We start from the raw sequence: 18,800 nt of genomic DNA on the forward strand, positions 1-18,800 counted from the left end.
TCAACATGATTGAAAATACAAAAATAACTCTTTCTGCCAAGGAACTTGAATTGGTTTGTAACAGAGAGTGGATTTTAACGAAACATGCTATCATTGAAAAAGTCTACAACGTTTTTGGAAACTTATCGATTTCTATGCAAACCATGGTAAACAATAGCAATCTGTCACCTGAAATAAAGCAAACCACACCCAAAATTTCTAAAGGCGAAAACTACCTATTGTTACCCTACGTTATGCTCGACTATCCAAGATACTTTGAGCCTGAAAATACATTTGCAATAAGAACATTTTTCTGGTGGGGAAAATCTATGAGCATACACCTGCTGATATCAGGTAACTATCAAAAAGAAATGTTGAACAATTTGATAACTCATTTTGCTGTTTTACAAGAAAAAGATTTTGCTATTTGCGTTGCCGAAACTCCCTGGCAACACCATTTTGAAAAAGACAATTACGTTTCTTTGAAAGAATATACTTTAAATGAATTTGCAGTTATACTACACCGTAAGTCATTTGTAAAAATCGGTAGAAGTATTGCGTTAGAGCAGTGGGACGAGGTAGCTGACTTTTTGCTAGAAAGCTTTTCTTTGGTAGTAAAGATCGTTTAGAAATTTTAGAAGAGCTTTACTAAAGCATCTAAACCTAATTACCCAATCTATGAAATAGATCTTTTACCTGATATTCCCATAATTGACTTTGATCTTTTATTTCTTTTTTATCGGCAAAATCTTTTATGATAAGAATGGTTTGATTGGTTACTTCAGATTTATCAATACTGAATTCAAAATATTCATCTTTGGCATTATGCAACCATCTGAAACGCACAAATTTGTCCTGCTCGGTTTCTAACAACTCCGCTTTCTCATCATCACCATTCCATGAAAAACTAAAAACACCATCTCTCTCATCAACTTTATCTGCAAACCACTCTTGCAAACCCGCCGGTGTTCTTAAAAAATCATAAAGTATGGCTGGTGAACATCTAACCGGGTACTCCAACGTATATAAAACTTTCTTACTCATCCCAATATTTTAAAATCTGTCTTGAATGATGCAATAATAACAAAATAAACGAGGCAACAAAATATTTTTACAACTATTTTTTGTTCACCATTAGGTCGTTTTCATATGAAAATCAGGCTGAATGCAGTTTATACCATAATTTTTTTTTTGGAAACATATTGTAAATAGCATAAATTACGTTTAAGAAATTTAACAAGGCCTTAACCTTTTTATAAACAACCGATAAAACCTCACGGCTTATGAGTATGCGTCAGCTAAAAATCACAAAGTCGATCACTAATCGTGAGAGCCAAAGTCTCGAAAAATATCTTCAGGAAATAGGTAAAGTGGAGTTGATCTCTCCGGAGGAAGAAGTAAAACTTGCAATCCGTATTAAACAAGGAGATCAATGTGCCCTTGATAAGCTAACCAAAGCAAATCTCAGATTTGTTGTATCTGTTGCTAAACAGTATCAAAATCAAGGACTTACATTATCAGACCTCATCAATGAAGGCAATTTAGGTCTCATAAAGGCAGCCCAAAGGTTTGACGAAACAAGGGGATTTAAATTCATCTCTTATGCAGTATGGTGGATCAGACAAAGTATTTTGCAAGCCTTAGCAGAACAATCAAGAATTGTACGTTTACCACTTAACAAAGTTGGCTTAACTAATAGGATCAGTAAGGCATTTCAACAGTTAGAACAAGAATTTGAAAGAGAACCAACTGCAGAAGAACTCGCCACTTTACTGGATATTGAAACTGAGGAAGTTGCTGCTACGCTTGGCGCATCGGCTCGTCATGTGAGTATGGACCAGCCTTTTTCAGAAGGAGAAGAAGGATCACTGATTGATGTATTGGAAAATCCGAATGCAGACAGCACCGATATGGAAGTTACTTTTAAAGCTTCTTTAAAGACTGAAATAGACAGATCTTTAAGTACTTTAACCGAAAGGCAGAAAGATGTGATACGTTTTTTCTTTGGAATAGGTGTAGACCATCCTTTGAGCCTTGAAGATATTGGTGAACATTTTCATCTAACCAGAGAAAGAGTAAGACAGATCAAGGATAAGGCCATTACCAAATTAAGATCAACTTCCAGATGTAAATTGCTTCGTACTTACCTTGGTGCATAAAGATTTCATACATTTGCAAACTTTTTAGAGTGAACTTTTAAGTTCACTTTTTTTATGGAAATTATTAAATAGAGATACAAAATGTTCAATTCATTAAGTGAGAAACTAGAAAGTGCGTTTAAGAATATTAAAGGTCAGGGCAGGATCAGTGAACTTAATATTGCCAATACGGTAAAGGATATACGCAGAGCGTTGGTGGATGCCGATGTGAATTATAAAATTGCCAAAGAATTTACAGATAAAGTAAAGGAAACGGCATTGGGCTCAAAAGTGTTGTTATCGGTTAATCCGGGGCAACAAATGGTAAAGATCGTTCAGGATGAATTAACTGAACTGATGGGTGGTAAAGAAAGTGATTTTGTGATCAATGGAAACCCTGCTATTATTTTGATCGCCGGCTTACAAGGTAGTGGTAAAACAACTTTCAGTGGTAAACTTGCAAACTATTTAAAGACAAAAAAGGGCAAATCTCCATTACTTGTTGCTGCAGATATTTACAGGCCTGCAGCGATCGATCAATTGGAAGTACTTGGCGGGCAAATCGGTGTGGATGTTTTCTCTGAAAGAGAAAATAAAGATGCAGTAAGTATTGCACAAAATGCCATCAAAGAAGCTAAGGCAAAAAATAAAAATGTGATCATTATAGATACCGCCGGTCGTTTAGCGGTGGATGAAATAATGATGACAGAAGTTGCCAATATCAAAGCGGCCGTTAACCCACAGGAAATTTTATTTGTAGTAGATAGCATGACGGGACAGGATGCGGTGAATACAGCTGCCGCATTCAATGAAAGATTAGATTTCAGCGGTGTTGTATTAACTAAGCTTGATGGTGATACAAGAGGTGGTGCTGCACTATCTATCAAATACACAGTAAACAAGCCTATAAAGTTTGCAAGCAGTGGCGAGAAAATGGAAACGCTTGATGTGTTCTATCCTGAAAGGATGGCGCAGCGTATTTTGGGTATGGGTGATATTGTGAGTTTGGTAGAAAAAGCGCAGGCGCAATTTGATGAAGCAGAGGCTGCAAAACTTGAGAAAAAGATCAGAAAAAATCAATTTGATTTTGAAGATTTTAAAACTCAATTGCAGCAAATAAAAAAGATGGGCAACCTAAAAGACTTGATGGGTATGATTCCCGGCGTAGGCAAACAAATTAAAGATGTTGATATTAAAGATGATGCTTTTAAAGGCATTGAAGCATTGATCAATTCAATGACATTGGAAGAAAGAAGAAATCCGGACTTGATCAATCCAAGCCGTAAAGCCAGAATTGCAAAAGGAGCAGGAAAAGATACGGCTGAACTTAATCAGTTCTTAAAACAGTTTGAACAAATGAAAGGAATGATGAAAATGATGAATAAAATGCCGATGGGGAAAATGCCCGGAATGAAAAGATAACTTTATAAAACAGATCCTTCCTTAATAGTCTCAGCCTTTGTTTTTGGGGTTCTTCAAAAAAGAACGATCCTGAACAAAGGCTGATTTTTCAATAGGAGATCTATCTTAGATATAGACGTTTAATTCAAAAAAATATTGTCAAAATCGCAGGAAATCTTGTTTGAAATTTTAGTTATAAATCGCTTACATTCGTTTCCCTAAATCTAATTATTATGCAAGTCTGGAAAGAATATCAGGAGAAAAATAAAGATCGCTTTTTAAATGAATTATTAGACCTATTGCGTATACCAAGCATTAGTGCTAAATCGGAACATAAAGATGATATGATCAAGTGTGCAGAAGCAATTCAACAACGTTTAATAGAAGCCGGTGCAGACACTGTAAAGATATATCCGATCGAAGGTGGACATCCTGTAGTGTATGCTGAAAAAATAATTGACCCATCCAAACCAACCGTATTGGTTTATGGGCATTACGATGTGCAACCTGCCGAACCATTAGAATTATGGAAAAGCGGCCCCTTTGATCCCGTAATCGTTGACGGAAAAATATTTGCACGTGGCAGTTGCGATGATAAAGGGCAAGTGTATATGCATGTGAAAGCGTTGGAAACATTGGTTAAAACAAATACACTTACCACTAATATTAAATTTTGTATTGAAGGTGAAGAAGAAGTAGGCTCTCCTAATCTTGGAAAATTTGTTTCCACTCACAAAGAACTATTAAAAGCAGATTGCATTTTAATAAGCGATAGTGCAATGATCAGCATGGAAAACCCTAGCATTGATATTGGTGTACGTGGACTAAGCTATATTGAGGTAGAAATTACCGGACCAAACAGAGACTTGCACAGTGGTGTTTATGGTGGCGCTGTTGCTAACCCTATTACTATTTTAGCAAAGATGATCGCAAGTTGTCATGATGAAAACAATCATATTACCATACCAGGTTTTTATGATGATGTAATTGTTGCAACCGAAGAAGAAAGAAAACTAATGGCGGCTGCACCTTTTGATGAAAAAGAATATCGTGAAGACCTTGGTATTAAAGAGTTATGGGGTGAAAAAGGATTTACTACCAATGAAAGAACCGGCATCAGACCAACATTAGAGTTGAACGGTATTTGGGGCGGCTATCAGGGTGAAGGAGCTAAAACAGTTTTACCATCTAAAGCCTCAGCAAAAATTTCTGCCCGTTTGGTTCCAAATCAATCATCTGAAAAGATCACGGAAAAATTATTGAATTATTTTAAATCGATTGCTCCTGCAGGCGTTACCGTTAGTGCCTTTGAACACCATGGCGGCGAGGCTTATATGACACCGATCAACAGCAAAGCATATCAAGCCGCAGCAAAAGCAATTGAAACAACATTCGGGAAAAAACCAATTCCCGTTCGTGGCGGTGGCAGCATTCCTATTTGTGCTTTGTTCGAAAAAGAACTGGGTATAAAAATTGTGTTCATGGGTTTTGGTTTAGATAGTGATAATCTGCACAGCCCAAATGAAAAATTCAACCTGGAAAATTTTTATAAGGGTATAGAAACCATCCCCTACTTTCATCAATATTTTGCAGAATAATTTTAATATTGTATAAAAAAAGCGGCCTCAAATGAGGCCGCTTTTGTATTGGTATATAGGACTATTTCTTAATGATCTTTTGTGTGATCACTCCTGATCTTGTTGCTACTTCTACTGTGTAGATACCGCTAGACAAACCATCCAGATCTTTTATTACTACAATATTATCATTTGGCTGCAAGATAATATTACGTTTAACAACAGCCTGACCTGATAGATTCATGATACGAACAGTTGTCGCTTCTTCAAAGTCACTGTGAATCTGCATTTTAATGTTGCTTATAAACGGATTAGGATACACTGCAAAGTTTTTAATCGTTGTAGTTCCGTTAAGATGCAATGACACAACGTTTGTTACCGAAACATTTGCTTCTTTGTCAAATATCTTCAATCTGTAGTAAAATACTTTTACGGATGTATTCCATAAGAAATTGCTGAATTGATAATTGTTTACAAGCGTTGAAGTGCCGTTACCAGTTACTGTTCCAACCTTTGTGAAATTTATACCGTCTAAGCTTTGTTCAATGTCAAAATGATCATTTTTATCTTCGCTAACAGTTGTCCATCTTAAAACAGCACTACCATTTTCATTCGAAACATTGAACTTAGATATTTTTACGGCTAATGATCCGCCTTGTGGTCCGATGATAGCAGTTGCATCATCAACGTAAGGATCGCCTGAAATACCATTACCAACAATACGTGCCAGATTTATAACCGACGATACCTGATTAGCAACAGCCGGTGTCATTACTTTAAATCTTACCGCATAACTTTCTCCTGATTGCAACACACCACCTTGTGTACTTGTAGCGCCTGTTCCAATAAAATATTTAATATAGAACTTACCACCATCTACAGTTTTAAACGCCTCATCTGCATCATTCGGATTATCAGTTTTAGGACCCACAATCCCACCCGGAGAACTAATTATCTCTAAGCTGTTAGGCACATATATTACGTTTGACGGAATCGTATCAATGATAACACAATTGTACGCCGGCCCTACTCCAACATTTGAACCCGATAAAGTATAAGTCAATACCTCGTTTGGCGTTAAAACATTTAGAGGGAAATTTGCATCCTGTACCGCTTTATCAATAAAAATACTTGGCTCTTTTGTTTTCATTGTAAATGCAAACACACTTGGAAAATACTGATCTGCTTCTGTACCAAACTCTACCGTTGCCTGAGTGGCATTAGGCACAATTCCATAACCGGTGCCTACTTCCATCTCATCTAAATCCAAACCAAACTGATTTATATAATTCGGAAATTTAGTAGTTACATCCGCACCATTTTTAGAGATCGTTCCATTCCAAAAATTATTTGCAGGGTTACGGGCATCACTTACGGTAACACCATTTAGTTTGACATAATCACCCGCCGGTGTTTGTGATGATGCCGCTAAGTTTGCATCACCTTCCCACGAAAGTGCTGTCATATAAGCATCTGATGCAGACAGTGGTGTTGAAGGAGCATTTAAACCTGTTAATGTTATGGATTGAGTTACAGCACTACCATCATCAAAAACCTGAAGATACCCATCATACACTCTAACACTTGAATAAGTTGAGGTAGGATTTTCATACACAACTACTATTGACCATCCACCATAATGTCCACCACCACTGATTGATCCGGTAGCACATGAAACATTGGCAACAGTGTATGTACCTGCACCATTATTTTTTACATAATCTGTAACATCTACATAAGCTTGATATACAGTATCAGAACCACTATTAACATTAGCTTTATCAATTTGTGCTAAAGGGGCAATGCCTGTTAAATAAGCTCCGCTGTTGCCTTTACGAATTTGAATTGTCCTTAAATTGATGAAATCATTAACACCTGCTCCGGCAGATACTCTACCACCCCAATACAAACGTGCAAATTTGATTGTATTGGTGCCTGTACTAGGAAGGATCAGATCAGCAGATGAAGAGTTAAAGGTAGGATTATCACCAGCCAATAATTCGAAATCAAAATAAAGATCATCAGTACCTGATTCGTTACTAGCGGATGTGTGTACTTCTACCTGAATAACATTGTTGCCATTCACAAAAGGAGCTCCGGCATTTACGGTAAAACTTGATATTTCTTCCGGCTCAGTATTATCAGATGAATTCGTACTATAATCAGGTGTTCCATTATCCATATTAATTCTGCCAACTTCAGTACCATTCACATACACTACTGCTCCATCATCAATCTTTAAATTGAATGTATAGTTTTCATAAGTAGCCGTATTTATATTTACAGTTTGTGTAAAATAGTAAGTTCGTCTATCCGTTAAAGTTGTATTCACTGTACCGGTAGGACCGTAACCCAATGGGGCTGCTCCGGGACCACCCGGAAGAGAGCTTACATTTGGCCAACCTGCAGGTTGGCTATTAGCATTGGAATAAGTCCAACTTGATCCATAGTTTACTAAAGTAGCAGTTGGATTTACTCCATCAATATCTACATACTGCATGTTGGAGCCATCATTACCATACTGACTGGTGGCTCCATTTGAGTACGAACCGAAATCATTGTGACGGTCTGTTAAAACTGTACCATTAGAACTTTCCATCTGCATTACAGTGTTACCAAAAGCAGTATGACCACCTTTTAAATTGTTTGAGTAAATAAGATCATACGATCTGATCACCTGTGCGGTGGAACTAAAAGAAGTTAAAAGCAAAAAAGTAACGGCACATAGGCTCAATCCATTTTTTTGCAATTGGGTAAAAATTTTCATGACGGGGTTATTTTAAGGTTTAATTAAAAGCCCTTCACATGATATTGTACACAACAAAGTGCTGATCAACGGTGTTCGAGATAGGAAAATGAATTACAGAATGTATTGTTGCTCACGCAGTAAAGTCGATCAAAAAAAGCATCAACAACTATAGTTGGTAGTAGGGAACGGTACAGATGCGATTAATAATCAGAGCACTAAGTTACAATTTAAATCAGTAAATCCAAATGAGTTGCATAATTTTTTTGTGTTAACATATTGTAATCTTATTTAAAAAAGCTTAAGCATATCATTAAAGATCACTAACGGTACAAAATAAAAGAGCGACCCCAAGAATGAGGTCGCATTAAACATACCCTGAAAAACCTAACTCTTAAATTTCGTCATCCAAGGTTTTGTTTTTGTTATGTATCTCAAGTGTAAGTCTCTTATAAAAAAATATATTTTGAATGAATGTGGGCAGCAATCCGCCGTATTAAAAATATTTTTAAGGTACCTTTAGTTGGAGTTCAATAAATAATAATGGACTTGTGGAGTTTCGTGTAAGGATAGACGATCAATAGGTTATGAACCAAAGGAATACTAAAAATTCAGGGATTTTTCAAAGGAGAGTGCAGTTATTTTGTATTCGGCGTTACTGAGTTTTGGTACGGTAATGCCATTCCGAATAACAGAACGAAGTTAATACAGATTTTTGGTAAATCAAAACAAATACCGAAATCAAATTTAAAAATTCCTATCCGGTATTTGCTTTAAATCCATGTAAAGGGGTTTATTATCTGGCTCCCGGCGGGCAATATTGTTTTAAAAACTTTGTATATAATGCGGATAAATGGGCTCTTGTACCCTCTCCTTCAGATAGACTATGAGTACGGTTGGGATATGCCATGAACTGAAATTGTTTATTATACTTTACTAACTCATTGATCAGCACCTCTGCGTTACTGTAATGTACATTATCATCTCCGGTGCCGTGTATTATTAATAAATTTCCCTGCAGATTTTTTGCATAATTAACAGCCGACCCTTTTATATAATCCTCTCTGTTCTCTTGCGGAAGTCCCATGTATCTTTCTTCATAAATATTATCATAGGATAATAAATTATCCAGCGCTGCAATTGAAATCCCCGTTTTAAAAAGTTCAGGATACTGAAACAACAAATGCAATGTTGTTGACCCACCGCCACTCCAACCCCAAACTGCCACACGGTCTTTATCGATATATGGTTTAGCAATAATTTTTTTTGCGGCCATAGCAATGTCTCTCACATTGATTCTTCCTATTTGCTTGTAAATAGCTTTACGCCACGCTGCTCCTTTTAATGAAGGTGTGCCTCTGTTATCAACCGAAACCTGTATGTAGCCTTCTGTAAGCATATCTCCATCGTAAAGCCCATAAACATCATTCTGATAACCATATTTATCTTCTACAGTGCTACTACCGGGTTCGCCATATAAATAAAATAATACCGGATACTTTTTTGTACTGTCAAAATCAAGAGGTTTGGTTATCCATGCATCCACAGTGATACCATCTTCTGTAGTAATTTTTGTAAATTCCGTATTACTAAATGGCGTTTCGGTAAAATCCTCTGAAGTAAGAGGTAATTTATTTTGTAAGTTGATCCATTCCTGTACCGGACGTATCTTATGACTGCTAAATGTATGATAAGCCCACGTAGCTTTAGGAGAAATAGTGTAATCATTTGTTCCCTTTAGCGCCAAATTTGATATGGGCTCAGGAGTTTTACTTTTACCATCCAACCTAACTCTATACAAATATAATTGTGTAGCATTATCAGGCGAAGCCATAAAATAAACGTAACCGCCTTTATCATCTATGCATTTAATATTTGCAATATCATACTTACCTGCGGTGAGCAACACTTCCTTAGTGCCGTCGCTGCTTACTTTATAAATATGCCTCCACCCGTCCTTTTCGCTTACCCACAAAAAATCTTTACCGCCGTTCAACCACTCCCAACCGGTAGGGTCATCATCATTCCAGTAATCTTTTGTTTCGATCCAAGAATTGTTGCTCTCTGTATAGAACGATTTACTATCGCCGGATTGAGCGTTGCAATAAAATAGTTTACTTACCTGTTGCTTTCTGTTCAATTGCTGTACAACCAATGTTTTGGCATTACTCCACTCCATACGGGTAATATAATGCTGCTGAGGATCTCCTTCGATATTCATCCAGTTAATTTTAGCATCTGCAACTTTTACAACACCAATTCGTGCAGGTGACGGCGACTCCCCTACTTTAGGATACTCTACCGGAATAACTTTTGAATAAACCGAATCAGTTGTATTCAGCATATAATAATCCCTAACCTTTGTTGCATCAATTTGCCAGAAAGCTATGCTTTGTCCATCGGGGCTCCAGCGAAAACCATCTCTGCACTGAAACTCTTCTTCATATACCCAATCGAAAGTGCCGTTGATCAGTTTTCGGGTACCATCAAACGTTAGTTGTTTTATTGTATTAGACTCAATATCTTCTGTATAAATATTTTTTTCGCTTACATAGGCAACTGATCTACCATCGGGAGATAACTTAGCATACATCAGTGATTGAGCCGGCAATGATCTTCCAAGTTTGGTTAGTTTTTTATTCGGCACATCCAACACCCAATAATCGCCTCTGGTTTTATATCGCCACACTCTAGCCGTATTGGTAAATATCAATATTTTAGTTTTATCTGTACTGATACTAAAAGCTGCTACTGCAGTTGGTAAATTTTTCAATAACTCTTTTTTTACAAGTTCTGTTTCTTCACCTGTAGCAAGATCAACTTTTGTGATACTTTTTCCTTGCAGTCTATAATATCCGTTTCCATCATCAGTCCACTTGATACCATCTCCCGGAAATTGAGCCGAAACAGTTTGTGCAATTGACACAACAATAAAGATCGCAAGCAAAAAGCTGTATTTTTTTGTAAGCATATATTCAATATTTATCGAACTAAATTAAACAAATGCAATTACTTGCAATTACCATTCGTATAAAAGAATTTACATTTGGGTATGATTGCAGAAAAAATACGGTTGGATAAGTATTTGTGGGCTATCAGGCTTTTTAAAACTCGTAGCCAGGCTGCTGATGCCTGCGATAAGGGTAAGGTGAAACTAAACGGAGACAATGCGAAAGCCGCCAGATCGGTGAATATAAATGATGAATATGAAGTGAAAACGGAATCCAAGCGTTGGAAAATAAAAGTGACCGGTTTATTAGAAAAAAGAGTACAATACAGTGACGCTATTAAATATTATACAGATATTACCCCTGCAGAAGAGTTGGACAGAATTAAATTTGAAGCAGCTACATTCAATACCGGCAAACGGCTGAGCAAAGTTGGAAGGCCGACAAAAAAAGATAAAAGAGATCTAGACGGATTCATGAACACCCCCTCCGCCCCCTAAAGGGGGAACTATTACACGAAGAGGTATGCGAATTTTAATGATTGTTCAATTGACAAATACTTATTTAAAAACTTTATTACTTAGTTTTACCTCTACAAAATGAATCAACAATAATTTTAAACTAAAAGCCCCTTTAGGGGTTGGGGTATGAAGATAGATATCATCTCTGTAGTTCCTGATCTTTTAGAAAGTCCTTTTGCCCATTCAATAATGAAAAGGGCAAGAGATAAAGGCTTGCTTGAGGTAAATTGCATCAATCTCAGAGAATACACCACCTATGCCAGGGCACAGGTAGATGATTACCAGTTTGGCGGCGGTGCCGGTATGGTAATGATGGTTGAACCTCTGGTGAATGCCATTGAAAGTTTACAAGAATCTACTGTTTACGATGAGGTCATCTATCTCACTCCCGATGGTAAGACCTTTGACCAGAAAATGGCCAATCATCTATCGTTGAAAAATAATTTACTGTTGATATGTGGTCATTATAAAGGAATAGACCAAAGGGTAAGAGATCATTTTATTACAAAAGAAATTTCTATTGGAGATTATGTACTAAGTGGCGGAGAACTGGCTGCAGCTGTATTGGTTGATGCCATCGGCAGACTTATACCCGGTGTTTTAAATGATGAAACCTCTGCCTTAACCGATTCTTTTCAGGATGGGTTACTGGCTCCTCCTGTTTATACCCGGCCCGTAATTTTCAGAGATTGGAAGGTTCCCGACATTCTTTTAAGTGGCAATCATGCTAAAATTGAGGAATGGCGGCATGAACAAGCCCTGAAAAACACTGCAGAAAAGCGCCCTGACTTACTTCCGTAATACTTTCAGAAATATTTTGTGTATTAATTGCCGAATTGTATCTTTGCAGTCCGAAAAAAACGCCGCGTTGGTCAAGGGGTTAAGACGCCTCCCTTTCACGGAGGAATCACGGGTTCGAATCCCGTACGTGGTACTAAAAACCTCAACAAAGTTGAGGTTTTTGTTTTTTATACCTTATTTGATAGCTTTCGTTTACTTATAAACTTACCAAAGGCAACAAAGAGCAAAGAAACGGCAAGAAAGAACACCGTTAATAATCCTGCATTTTGTAAGGCTTTATTCCATCCTAACTTATCGGCATCAATGAATGGGTAAGGATAAAATCCTGAATATGCTCCTCTAATAAAAACAATAACTGCATAAATAAAGGGATATAATAACCATGGAAATACATTTTTATATTGTAAGCTATCTTTCTTTACAATGATCAACCAATACAATAAAAACAAAACAGGAATGATCAGATGCAATAATTCATCTACCACCCTTTGCATACCCTGCGGATCCCATATAAACCTTAGAATGGTATTGTAGATTATTCCTACCACCACTATATAAATTGTGAGTGCTGTACGTGTTTGTTGTTGTTGAAAAAATTTGCCGAAAGACGAGTGAGGATTGAGAAACAAAACCGTACTACAAATGGCAATAAATAAATTGGTAAGAATAGTGAAGTAACTAAAAAATCTTATAAACAGTTCCTGCTTGGATGCAATATCAAGTGTTATATGCAGATAGAATTGTCCGATCAACGCAAACCACCCTAAAACAACAAGTGTCAATAAAAATATTTTTTCGAATTTAGTTTGCTGCTGCATCTGTCAAAAATTTTGTTGAATAAATATATTCATTCTCTGTCCAATTAATATCATTTGTTTAAACAGATAAATATTATATCGGTTATAGGTAAAACAACAATGGGCTACTGATCAGTAACCCATTGTTGTTTATTGAAAATCTACAAAATGCTTATTGCTTAACGATCTTAGTACTTGATATTTGATTTTTACCATTTACTACTTTCACTAAATACACTCCTTTTGGCAGGGCTGCTATATTTATCTGTGAATTTACTTTTGTAGTTTTTGCTGTCATAACCTGACGACCATTCACATCAAACAAATGTATTTCAGATGCACCTTCAAAACCTGTAAGATTTATATTCACTATATCTTTTACAGGATTAGGATATACTTCTACAATTTGTTTACTCTTATTACCACTAACAAAATTATTTGCACCTTTCGTTGCAGTGCCTGTTGCTACTTTTAATGTGTAACAAGAAGTAGCATTGAAAGCACTGCTATAACCATATACTCTTATATAATAAGTACCTGCGGCAGCAGTGTAATTGATCGTTTCGCTGGTAGTACTTGAGTTTTGAGAAACACCTAATTGAGTAGTTCCATTACTACTGTACAGCTTAACATCGTAATCACCAGGCAAGGTGCCTAAAGTAATGGTGATGGTGCCACCTGTAGAGATCACAAATTTGTAGTAATCAATATCAGTAGACGTGCCAATAGTTCCTGTAATATTTGTATTTAACGGAATTTGTGCAGCTCCCGATGTTGTAGCATTGGTTGTATTATCATAAGCACTTACACAACTTGTACTAACAGATGTTGTTGCATTTAATGCATAACATACAGTTGTACTAAATGCACCACTGTAACCAATTACTTTAATATAATAAGTTCCTGCAGCCTGACTTGTAAGTGCGACAGATTCATTGTTTGTACTAGCATTTTCTGATGCCCCTAATTGAGTACCTGCAGCATTATAAACATACAGATCATAATCACCCGGTAAATTACTCAACGCAACTGTTATGTTACCTGCAGCGGTAGTTACTATTTTATAATAGTCGATATCAGTAGAAGAGCCGATTGCAGCTGATATAGCAGTTCCTGTAGCAATGGTTGCTGCAGTAGCTAATGTTTCATTTGCTTCGTAAGCTGTAGTACAAGAAGTAGTTACAGCAGCAGTTGTAAACTGAGCAGCAGTGGCTGTACTTGTTCCGCTTGTACAGTTAGTTACTACTCTCCAATCATACACTGAAGAAGCAACCAAACCACTTAACGCAACAGATGTTGATGTTATTGCGGTGGCTGCACTGACCCATGTTGATGAAGAAGATAACTTATAATCAACCGTATAATTAGATGCTCCACTTACTGCAGTCCAGCTAACAGTAGCACCACTACTTGTAATAGCAGATGATGCTAAACCTGTTGGTGCGTTACAAACAGCAACAGCAGTTGTTGTAAATTGTGCAGTTGTTGCCGTACTTGACAAACTGCTGCAATTAGTAGCCACTCTCCAGTCGTACACAGATGAAGCAACCAAACCACTCAAAGTAACTGATGTTGAAGTTGTAGCTGTAGCTGCACTTATCCAGGTAGATGAAGAAGATAATTTATAATCAACTGCATAACTTACTGCACCACTTACCGCAGCCCAACTAACAGTTGCACTACTTGTTGTAATCGCAGATGATGCTAAACCTGTTGGTGCGTTACAAACAGCCGGAGCTGTTGTTGTAAATTGTGCCTGTACATTGCTTCCGCTTCCTGCCGAGCAGGTTGCTTTCACTCTCCAATCATAAGTAGAACCTTGTGTTAAACCGGTCAATACCTGCGAAGTTGAAGTTGTTGCAGTTGCAGCACTTATCCACGTAGAAGAAGAACTTAATTTGTAATCTACTGCATAACTGATCGCATTGGCAACTGCAGCCCAGCTGACTGTTGCGGTATTATCGCCAATTGCAGATGAACTTAATCCTGTAGGATTACCGCAGGCTACTACGCCATTAATTGTAAAGTTTGTGTTAGAAATATCAAAAAAGATATTACCCACTGCTTCTACTTTAATTCTTGCAGTAGTTGTTGGGGTAGCCGGTATCACTAATGCTTCAGTACCATCATTAGGCGTGCTAGCTGCTAATACTGTCGGGAATGTTTGCCCGCCATTAGTAGATAAAGAAATTTTTACGTTTGCACAATTAATTGGAGAACCTGTTGTACCATTTACGCTCCATGTTATTGTTTGTGTTGAACCCCCTGTGTATGTAACCGCAGTATTTGGAGCAGTAACAAGAAAAGGTCCTGTAGTACTGCTAATGGTAACGTTTACATCGTCACTTTGATTAGCTCCACCACCTGCATGATTATCTCTTACAGTTAATCTGAATGCTAGTGTTCTTGCAACCGAAGGTAATTTCTCCCACGTATTACCGTTAGTTCCATCTAATATTGAAGATAATATCGGGAAAGTTCTTGTTGGAGAAGTACTGTATGGTCTTGAACGGAATACCGGACCCGATGTTGCTGTTGCACTCGGCATCGTAGTTGTTTTTGTACCTGTATTATATTGTTCCCAAGTGTAAGACAATACATCACCTACAGTAGCATCGGTACCTGCACCTGTTAAGGCAAACGGTGTTGATTTCGGAATTGTATAATCCGATCCTGCATTGGCTGTTGGTATTGCATTGCCTGTAGTTGTTACCACCGCACAAGCTCCACCACCTGAAGAAGATTTTATATAATCTGTAACCTGCTCTACACTTCTTGCATGAAAATAATCATCACTATGTGCCTGTACATCGGTTGATCCGGTTATACCGGCATACCCCATAATAGTAGATCCGCTGCCGGGTTCGTATTGTGCTGCCGTACCACTTTCGTTACTGAATGTAAAAGTATGATTGGCCCCAAATTGATGTCCCATTTCATGTGTTGTATAATCTACAACAAACGGATCTCCTTCCGGATTAACATGCGAAGTAAAGGCACTTCCTTTTGAACCTGATTTACAAACGCAACCAATACAACCGGCATTACCATTATTATTTGCGGCTGATGATTCTTTATGTACTAAGTGACCAATATCATAATTAGCAGAGCCAATTACTGCATCGATGGTTGTTTGTGTTTTAGTATTCCATTCAGTACTCCATGGATCGGTTGATGCATTTAAATAAATGATCGCATCATTGTTAGCTACCAAATTCATGTGAATACCAAAATCTCTCTCGTAGATACCGTTTGTTCTGGTCATTAATGTAACCATTGCTGCCAACACTTTCGATTTACGTTGTGCATCGGTAGTTTCTGTGCCGTTTAAAAAATATTGTGCATACTCTCCTGTGCAAGCCAATGCCAGTCTATATGTTCTGAGTCTACCATCATCAGCGCCTCTCATTAATCTTGTTGGTGTTTCTACATTTAATGTAGGCTCTGTAACCGCGGCGGCAGTAAGACAATGAAAAGATTTTTTATAATCAACAACATCTGGTCTTGCAAAAACCACATAATATTTATTGTCTCTATCAACCGGATCTATGTAGATCGTTTTTCTGTCAACAGATAATATCATTGCATGAAAACCTCTCGGAGAAAAATCACAACGAATGGTCGATGTAGGATCTTCAATACCCTGACCTGCATAAGATTTAATATCAGGATATTTTTCTGCCAGCGCCGGATCCATTACCGGAGCTTCAACAAGTTTATATCTTTCTATTTTACCTTCCGGATTGGGAATAGATAAAATAAAATCAGATGCTGCAGCAGCAATGTGCTTTTGCAAAGGTGTTCTTTTAAGATCTAAGCTAAACATATCTTCACTTAGCTCAAAAATCTTGTATGCCTGAGGTTTGTAACGGTTGGCAAACAGATCTTTTTTAATGGAGGATTCATTGACTGATTTCCAGAAGTTTTTATTCTGTGCAGTTGCAGTTTTTAATGCAAAAAAAGCAAACGTCAACAACAAAATTTTTCTCATAGATAGGTGTTTGGTTTATAAAAATTAGAGATAAATATAATAAGTAATTCCACAAAAACAGCATGTGCTGGTAAAATATTTACAACTATAAAGCAATTTTAGAGCAGAATTTTACAAAAATTGGATCAATTTCTACAAAATTTTTATTGCAACTCTTTGATAATAAATTGTAAACTTGCAGAAATGAATAAAGCTGTCTTCTCATTATTAAAAAAAGACCTTTTATTGGAATTGAGGCAACAATATACCCTCTACGGTATATTATTGTACGTAGCATCAACCATTTTCATTGTTAAGCTATCTATTAATGATCCTGAAGCGGATGTGTGGAACGGGCTTTTCTGGGTTATTCAATTGTTTGTTTGTATAAATGCTGTGGCAAAAAGCTTTTTGCAGGAAAGTCGTGGCAGAATGCTCTATTTTTATTCGATAGTAAGTGCAGGAGAATTTATTCTTGCAAAATTATTGTACAATATCATACTTATGTTATTGATGAGTATGATCAGCCTGTTACTTTTCTTTCTACTCCTTAAAAACCCGTTAAACAACACGGCTGTATTTTTTGGAATTGTGTGCATTGGGGGAATAAGTTTAAGCCTTGTATTTACGCTGCTTTCTGCCGTTGCAGCCAAAGCACAACAGAATGCAGCCATGATGGCAATATTGGGCATTCCGCTCATTGTGCCTCATCTGCTCTTGCTGATGCGATTATCGAAAAATGCGTTTGGGGAAGTATTTAAAGAAGGTGCTGTTATGCAACTATCGGCACTGATCATCGGGTTTGATATTTCGTTGGTGATACTTTCACTCTTGCTCTTTCCTTTTTTATGGAAAGATTGATAGTTTTTTTACAATTTGTACAACAATATCTTTCCTTTAATTTTGCAGACACAATTTTTATATGCGTAAAATCTGGTGGAAAATAGCGGCAGTTGTTTTATTGACATACACATTCTCAGCTGGCTTTCTTATTCATGTGCCCCATATCGGTAATTTGAAGGAAACCATCCGCAATTTATTTTTCCATGTACCGATGTGGTTTGGGCAGATAGCGTTGTTTTCAATTTCACTTGTTTATTCCATTCTTTACCTGCGTACTTTCAACCTGAAGCATGATATTTATGCCACAGCTTTTGCAAAAACGGGTATTTTTATGGGTTTACTTGGTTTGGTAACAGGGATGATATGGGCCAACTATACCTGGGGTGCCCCATGGAGTAACGATCCAAAACAAATTGGTGTAGCCATTGCCTTGCTTACATATATGGCTTACTTGGTACTAAGAGGTTCTATGCCTGATATTGACAGAAGAGCTAAAGTGGCTTCGGTGTATAATATTTTTGCTTACTTCATTTATCTTCTTTTTATAATGGTACTTCCTCGTTTGGTTGAGTCATTACATCCGGGAGGGAAAGGCGTACAAGGTAACCCTGGTTTAAATGGCGCAGACCTTGATGCTACCATGCGTTTGGTTTTTTGGCCGGCTGTATTGGGCTGGATCTTATTAGGTGTTTGGATCAGCACCCTGATTGTGAGAATAAATTCTATAAAAGATAAAAATCTTATTCATGTATAAATTCATTATCCGCATTTTTGTATTTGTTCATTTGATGCTTATATCTGCTGCAACATTTGCTCAGCAAAATACTCCTGTTGAGGAAACCGTTATGCGTAGCAACGATAAGATCTATGTGGTAATGGCTGTTTGTATCACCATTCTTTTTGGCCTTATTATCTATTTAGTAAGTATCGATAGAAAAATAGGAAAAATAGAAGACCAACAGTAATTACCATTCTTCACAAATAATATAAAAGAAACTAACTTTTATATTTTCATTTTATCTCCTTTCTGTACATTTACTTTTAATTGCAGCTTGCCAGTTGCAACCAAATAACGATTG

Annotated in this window: 14 protein-coding genes and 1 tRNA gene; 10 read left to right on the top strand and 5 right to left on the bottom strand. The window is 37.1% G+C overall.

Going from position 1 to position 18,800, the window contains the following annotated elements:
• Positions 1-5: 5 nt before the first annotated feature.
• Positions 6-608: a hypothetical protein gene (locus ACQ33O_RS00380; RefSeq protein ID WP_430993557.1), complete on the top strand. Its 603-nt coding sequence runs from the start codon at positions 6-8 to the stop codon at positions 606-608.
• A gap of 34 nt (positions 609-642) precedes the next feature.
• Here the strand turns inward: ACQ33O_RS00380 and ACQ33O_RS00385 are convergent, their stop codons facing one another.
• Positions 643-1,023, bottom strand: a complete 381-nt coding sequence (locus tag ACQ33O_RS00385; RefSeq protein WP_430993558.1) for an START-like domain-containing protein — start codon at positions 1,021-1,023, stop codon at positions 643-645.
• Between the two features lie 245 nt (positions 1,024-1,268).
• On the opposite strand from ACQ33O_RS00385, the gene ACQ33O_RS00390 reads away from it, so the two are divergent.
• From ACQ33O_RS00390 to ACQ33O_RS00400, 3 genes are all read left to right on the top strand, one after another.
• On the top strand, positions 1,269-2,138 hold the full coding sequence (locus ACQ33O_RS00390; protein WP_430993559.1) for a sigma-70 family RNA polymerase sigma factor: 870 nt from the start codon (positions 1,269-1,271) through the stop codon (positions 2,136-2,138).
• A gap of 81 nt (positions 2,139-2,219) precedes the next feature.
• On the top strand, positions 2,220-3,539 hold the full coding sequence (gene ffh / locus ACQ33O_RS00395; RefSeq protein WP_430993560.1) for a signal recognition particle protein: 1,320 nt from the start codon (positions 2,220-2,222) through the stop codon (positions 3,537-3,539).
• Positions 3,540-3,751: 212 nt separating this feature from the next.
• Complete coding sequence (locus ACQ33O_RS00400) at positions 3,752-5,116, top strand: dipeptidase (RefSeq protein WP_430993561.1); 1,365 nt, start codon at positions 3,752-3,754, stop codon at positions 5,114-5,116.
• A gap of 61 nt (positions 5,117-5,177) precedes the next feature.
• Here the strand turns inward: ACQ33O_RS00400 and ACQ33O_RS00405 are convergent, their stop codons facing one another.
• Both ACQ33O_RS00405 and ACQ33O_RS00410 read right to left on the bottom strand, forming a co-directional pair.
• Complete coding sequence (locus tag ACQ33O_RS00405) at positions 5,178-7,862, bottom strand: T9SS type A sorting domain-containing protein (RefSeq protein WP_430993562.1); 2,685 nt, start codon at positions 7,860-7,862, stop codon at positions 5,178-5,180.
• A 775-nt stretch (positions 7,863-8,637) separates the two neighbouring features.
• A complete protein-coding gene (locus ACQ33O_RS00410; RefSeq protein WP_430993563.1) occupies positions 8,638-10,812 on the bottom strand; it encodes a DPP IV N-terminal domain-containing protein in 2,175 nt (724 codons plus the stop codon).
• Between the two features lie 81 nt (positions 10,813-10,893).
• Here ACQ33O_RS00410 and ACQ33O_RS00415 point away from each other — a divergent pair, with 81 nt between their 5' ends.
• From ACQ33O_RS00415 to ACQ33O_RS00425, 3 genes are all read left to right on the top strand, one after another.
• Positions 10,894-11,289 (top strand): RNA-binding S4 domain-containing protein, encoded by a 396-nt coding sequence (locus ACQ33O_RS00415; RefSeq protein WP_430993564.1) that lies wholly within the window; start codon positions 10,894-10,896, stop codon positions 11,287-11,289.
• Between the two features lie 147 nt (positions 11,290-11,436).
• Positions 11,437-12,111: a tRNA (guanosine(37)-N1)-methyltransferase TrmD gene (trmD, locus tag ACQ33O_RS00420; protein WP_430993565.1), complete on the top strand. Its 675-nt coding sequence runs from the start codon at positions 11,437-11,439 to the stop codon at positions 12,109-12,111.
• 61 nt (positions 12,112-12,172) lie between these two features.
• Positions 12,173-12,244: transfer RNA gene (locus ACQ33O_RS00425), tRNA-Glu, on the top strand.
• 34 nt (positions 12,245-12,278) lie between these two features.
• Here the strand turns inward: ACQ33O_RS00425 and ACQ33O_RS00430 are convergent.
• Together ACQ33O_RS00430 and ACQ33O_RS00435 are read right to left on the bottom strand one after the other, a co-directional pair.
• Positions 12,279-12,929 (bottom strand): Pr6Pr family membrane protein, encoded by a 651-nt coding sequence (locus tag ACQ33O_RS00430; protein WP_430993566.1) that lies wholly within the window; start codon positions 12,927-12,929, stop codon positions 12,279-12,281.
• A gap of 151 nt (positions 12,930-13,080) precedes the next feature.
• The gene (locus tag ACQ33O_RS00435) at positions 13,081-16,899 is read right to left on the bottom strand and encodes a reprolysin-like metallopeptidase (RefSeq protein WP_430993567.1); all 3,819 of its coding nucleotides are present in this window, start codon (positions 16,897-16,899) and stop codon (positions 13,081-13,083) included.
• A gap of 183 nt (positions 16,900-17,082) precedes the next feature.
• Between ACQ33O_RS00435 and ACQ33O_RS00440 the strand changes: the two genes are divergently transcribed.
• The 3 genes from ACQ33O_RS00440 to ACQ33O_RS00450 all read left to right on the top strand — a co-directional run bounded on the left by ACQ33O_RS00440 (position 17,083) and on the right by ACQ33O_RS00450 (position 18,686).
• A complete protein-coding gene (locus tag ACQ33O_RS00440; RefSeq protein WP_430993568.1) occupies positions 17,083-17,739 on the top strand; it encodes a heme exporter protein CcmB in 657 nt (218 codons plus the stop codon).
• A 61-nt stretch (positions 17,740-17,800) separates the two neighbouring features.
• Positions 17,801-18,475 (top strand): cytochrome c biogenesis protein CcsA, encoded by a 675-nt coding sequence (gene ccsA, locus ACQ33O_RS00445; RefSeq protein WP_430993569.1) that lies wholly within the window; start codon positions 17,801-17,803, stop codon positions 18,473-18,475.
• On the top strand, positions 18,468-18,686 hold the full coding sequence (locus ACQ33O_RS00450) for a CcmD family protein (RefSeq protein WP_430993570.1): 219 nt from the start codon (positions 18,468-18,470) through the stop codon (positions 18,684-18,686). Before ccsA ends, ACQ33O_RS00450 begins: the two co-directional genes overlap by 8 nt.
• Positions 18,687-18,800: the final 114 nt, after the last annotated feature.

Source organism: Ferruginibacter sp. SUN002, from assembly GCF_050611725.1.
Classification (GTDB): Bacteria; Bacteroidota; Bacteroidia; order Chitinophagales; family Chitinophagaceae; genus Ferruginibacter.

Excerpts from the sequence above, each read along its gene's own strand:
- ACQ33O_RS00380 (WP_430993557.1), top strand. The coding sequence starts at position 6 with ATGATTGAAAATACAAAAATAACTCTTTCTGCCAAGGAACTTGAATTG.
- ACQ33O_RS00385 (WP_430993558.1), bottom strand. The coding sequence starts at position 1,023 with ATGAGTAAGAAAGTTTTATATACGTTGGAGTACCCGGTTAGATGTTCA.
- ACQ33O_RS00390 (WP_430993559.1), top strand. The coding sequence starts at position 1,269 with ATGCGTCAGCTAAAAATCACAAAGTCGATCACTAATCGTGAGAGCCAA.
- ffh (WP_430993560.1), top strand. The coding sequence starts at position 2,220 with ATGTTCAATTCATTAAGTGAGAAACTAGAAAGTGCGTTTAAGAATATT.
- ACQ33O_RS00400 (WP_430993561.1), top strand. The coding sequence starts at position 3,752 with ATGCAAGTCTGGAAAGAATATCAGGAGAAAAATAAAGATCGCTTTTTA.
- ACQ33O_RS00405 (WP_430993562.1), bottom strand. The coding sequence starts at position 7,862 with ATGAAAATTTTTACCCAATTGCAAAAAAATGGATTGAGCCTATGTGCC.
- ACQ33O_RS00410 (WP_430993563.1), bottom strand. The coding sequence starts at position 10,812 with ATGCTTACAAAAAAATACAGCTTTTTGCTTGCGATCTTTATTGTTGTG.
- ACQ33O_RS00415 (WP_430993564.1), top strand. The coding sequence starts at position 10,894 with ATGATTGCAGAAAAAATACGGTTGGATAAGTATTTGTGGGCTATCAGG.
- trmD (WP_430993565.1), top strand. The coding sequence starts at position 11,437 with ATGAAGATAGATATCATCTCTGTAGTTCCTGATCTTTTAGAAAGTCCT.
- ACQ33O_RS00430 (WP_430993566.1), bottom strand. The coding sequence starts at position 12,929 with ATGCAGCAGCAAACTAAATTCGAAAAAATATTTTTATTGACACTTGTT.
- ACQ33O_RS00435 (WP_430993567.1), bottom strand. The coding sequence starts at position 16,899 with ATGAGAAAAATTTTGTTGTTGACGTTTGCTTTTTTTGCATTAAAAACT.
- ACQ33O_RS00440 (WP_430993568.1), top strand. The coding sequence starts at position 17,083 with ATGAATAAAGCTGTCTTCTCATTATTAAAAAAAGACCTTTTATTGGAA.
- ccsA (WP_430993569.1), top strand. The coding sequence starts at position 17,801 with ATGCGTAAAATCTGGTGGAAAATAGCGGCAGTTGTTTTATTGACATAC.
- ACQ33O_RS00450 (WP_430993570.1), top strand. The coding sequence starts at position 18,468 with ATGTATAAATTCATTATCCGCATTTTTGTATTTGTTCATTTGATGCTT.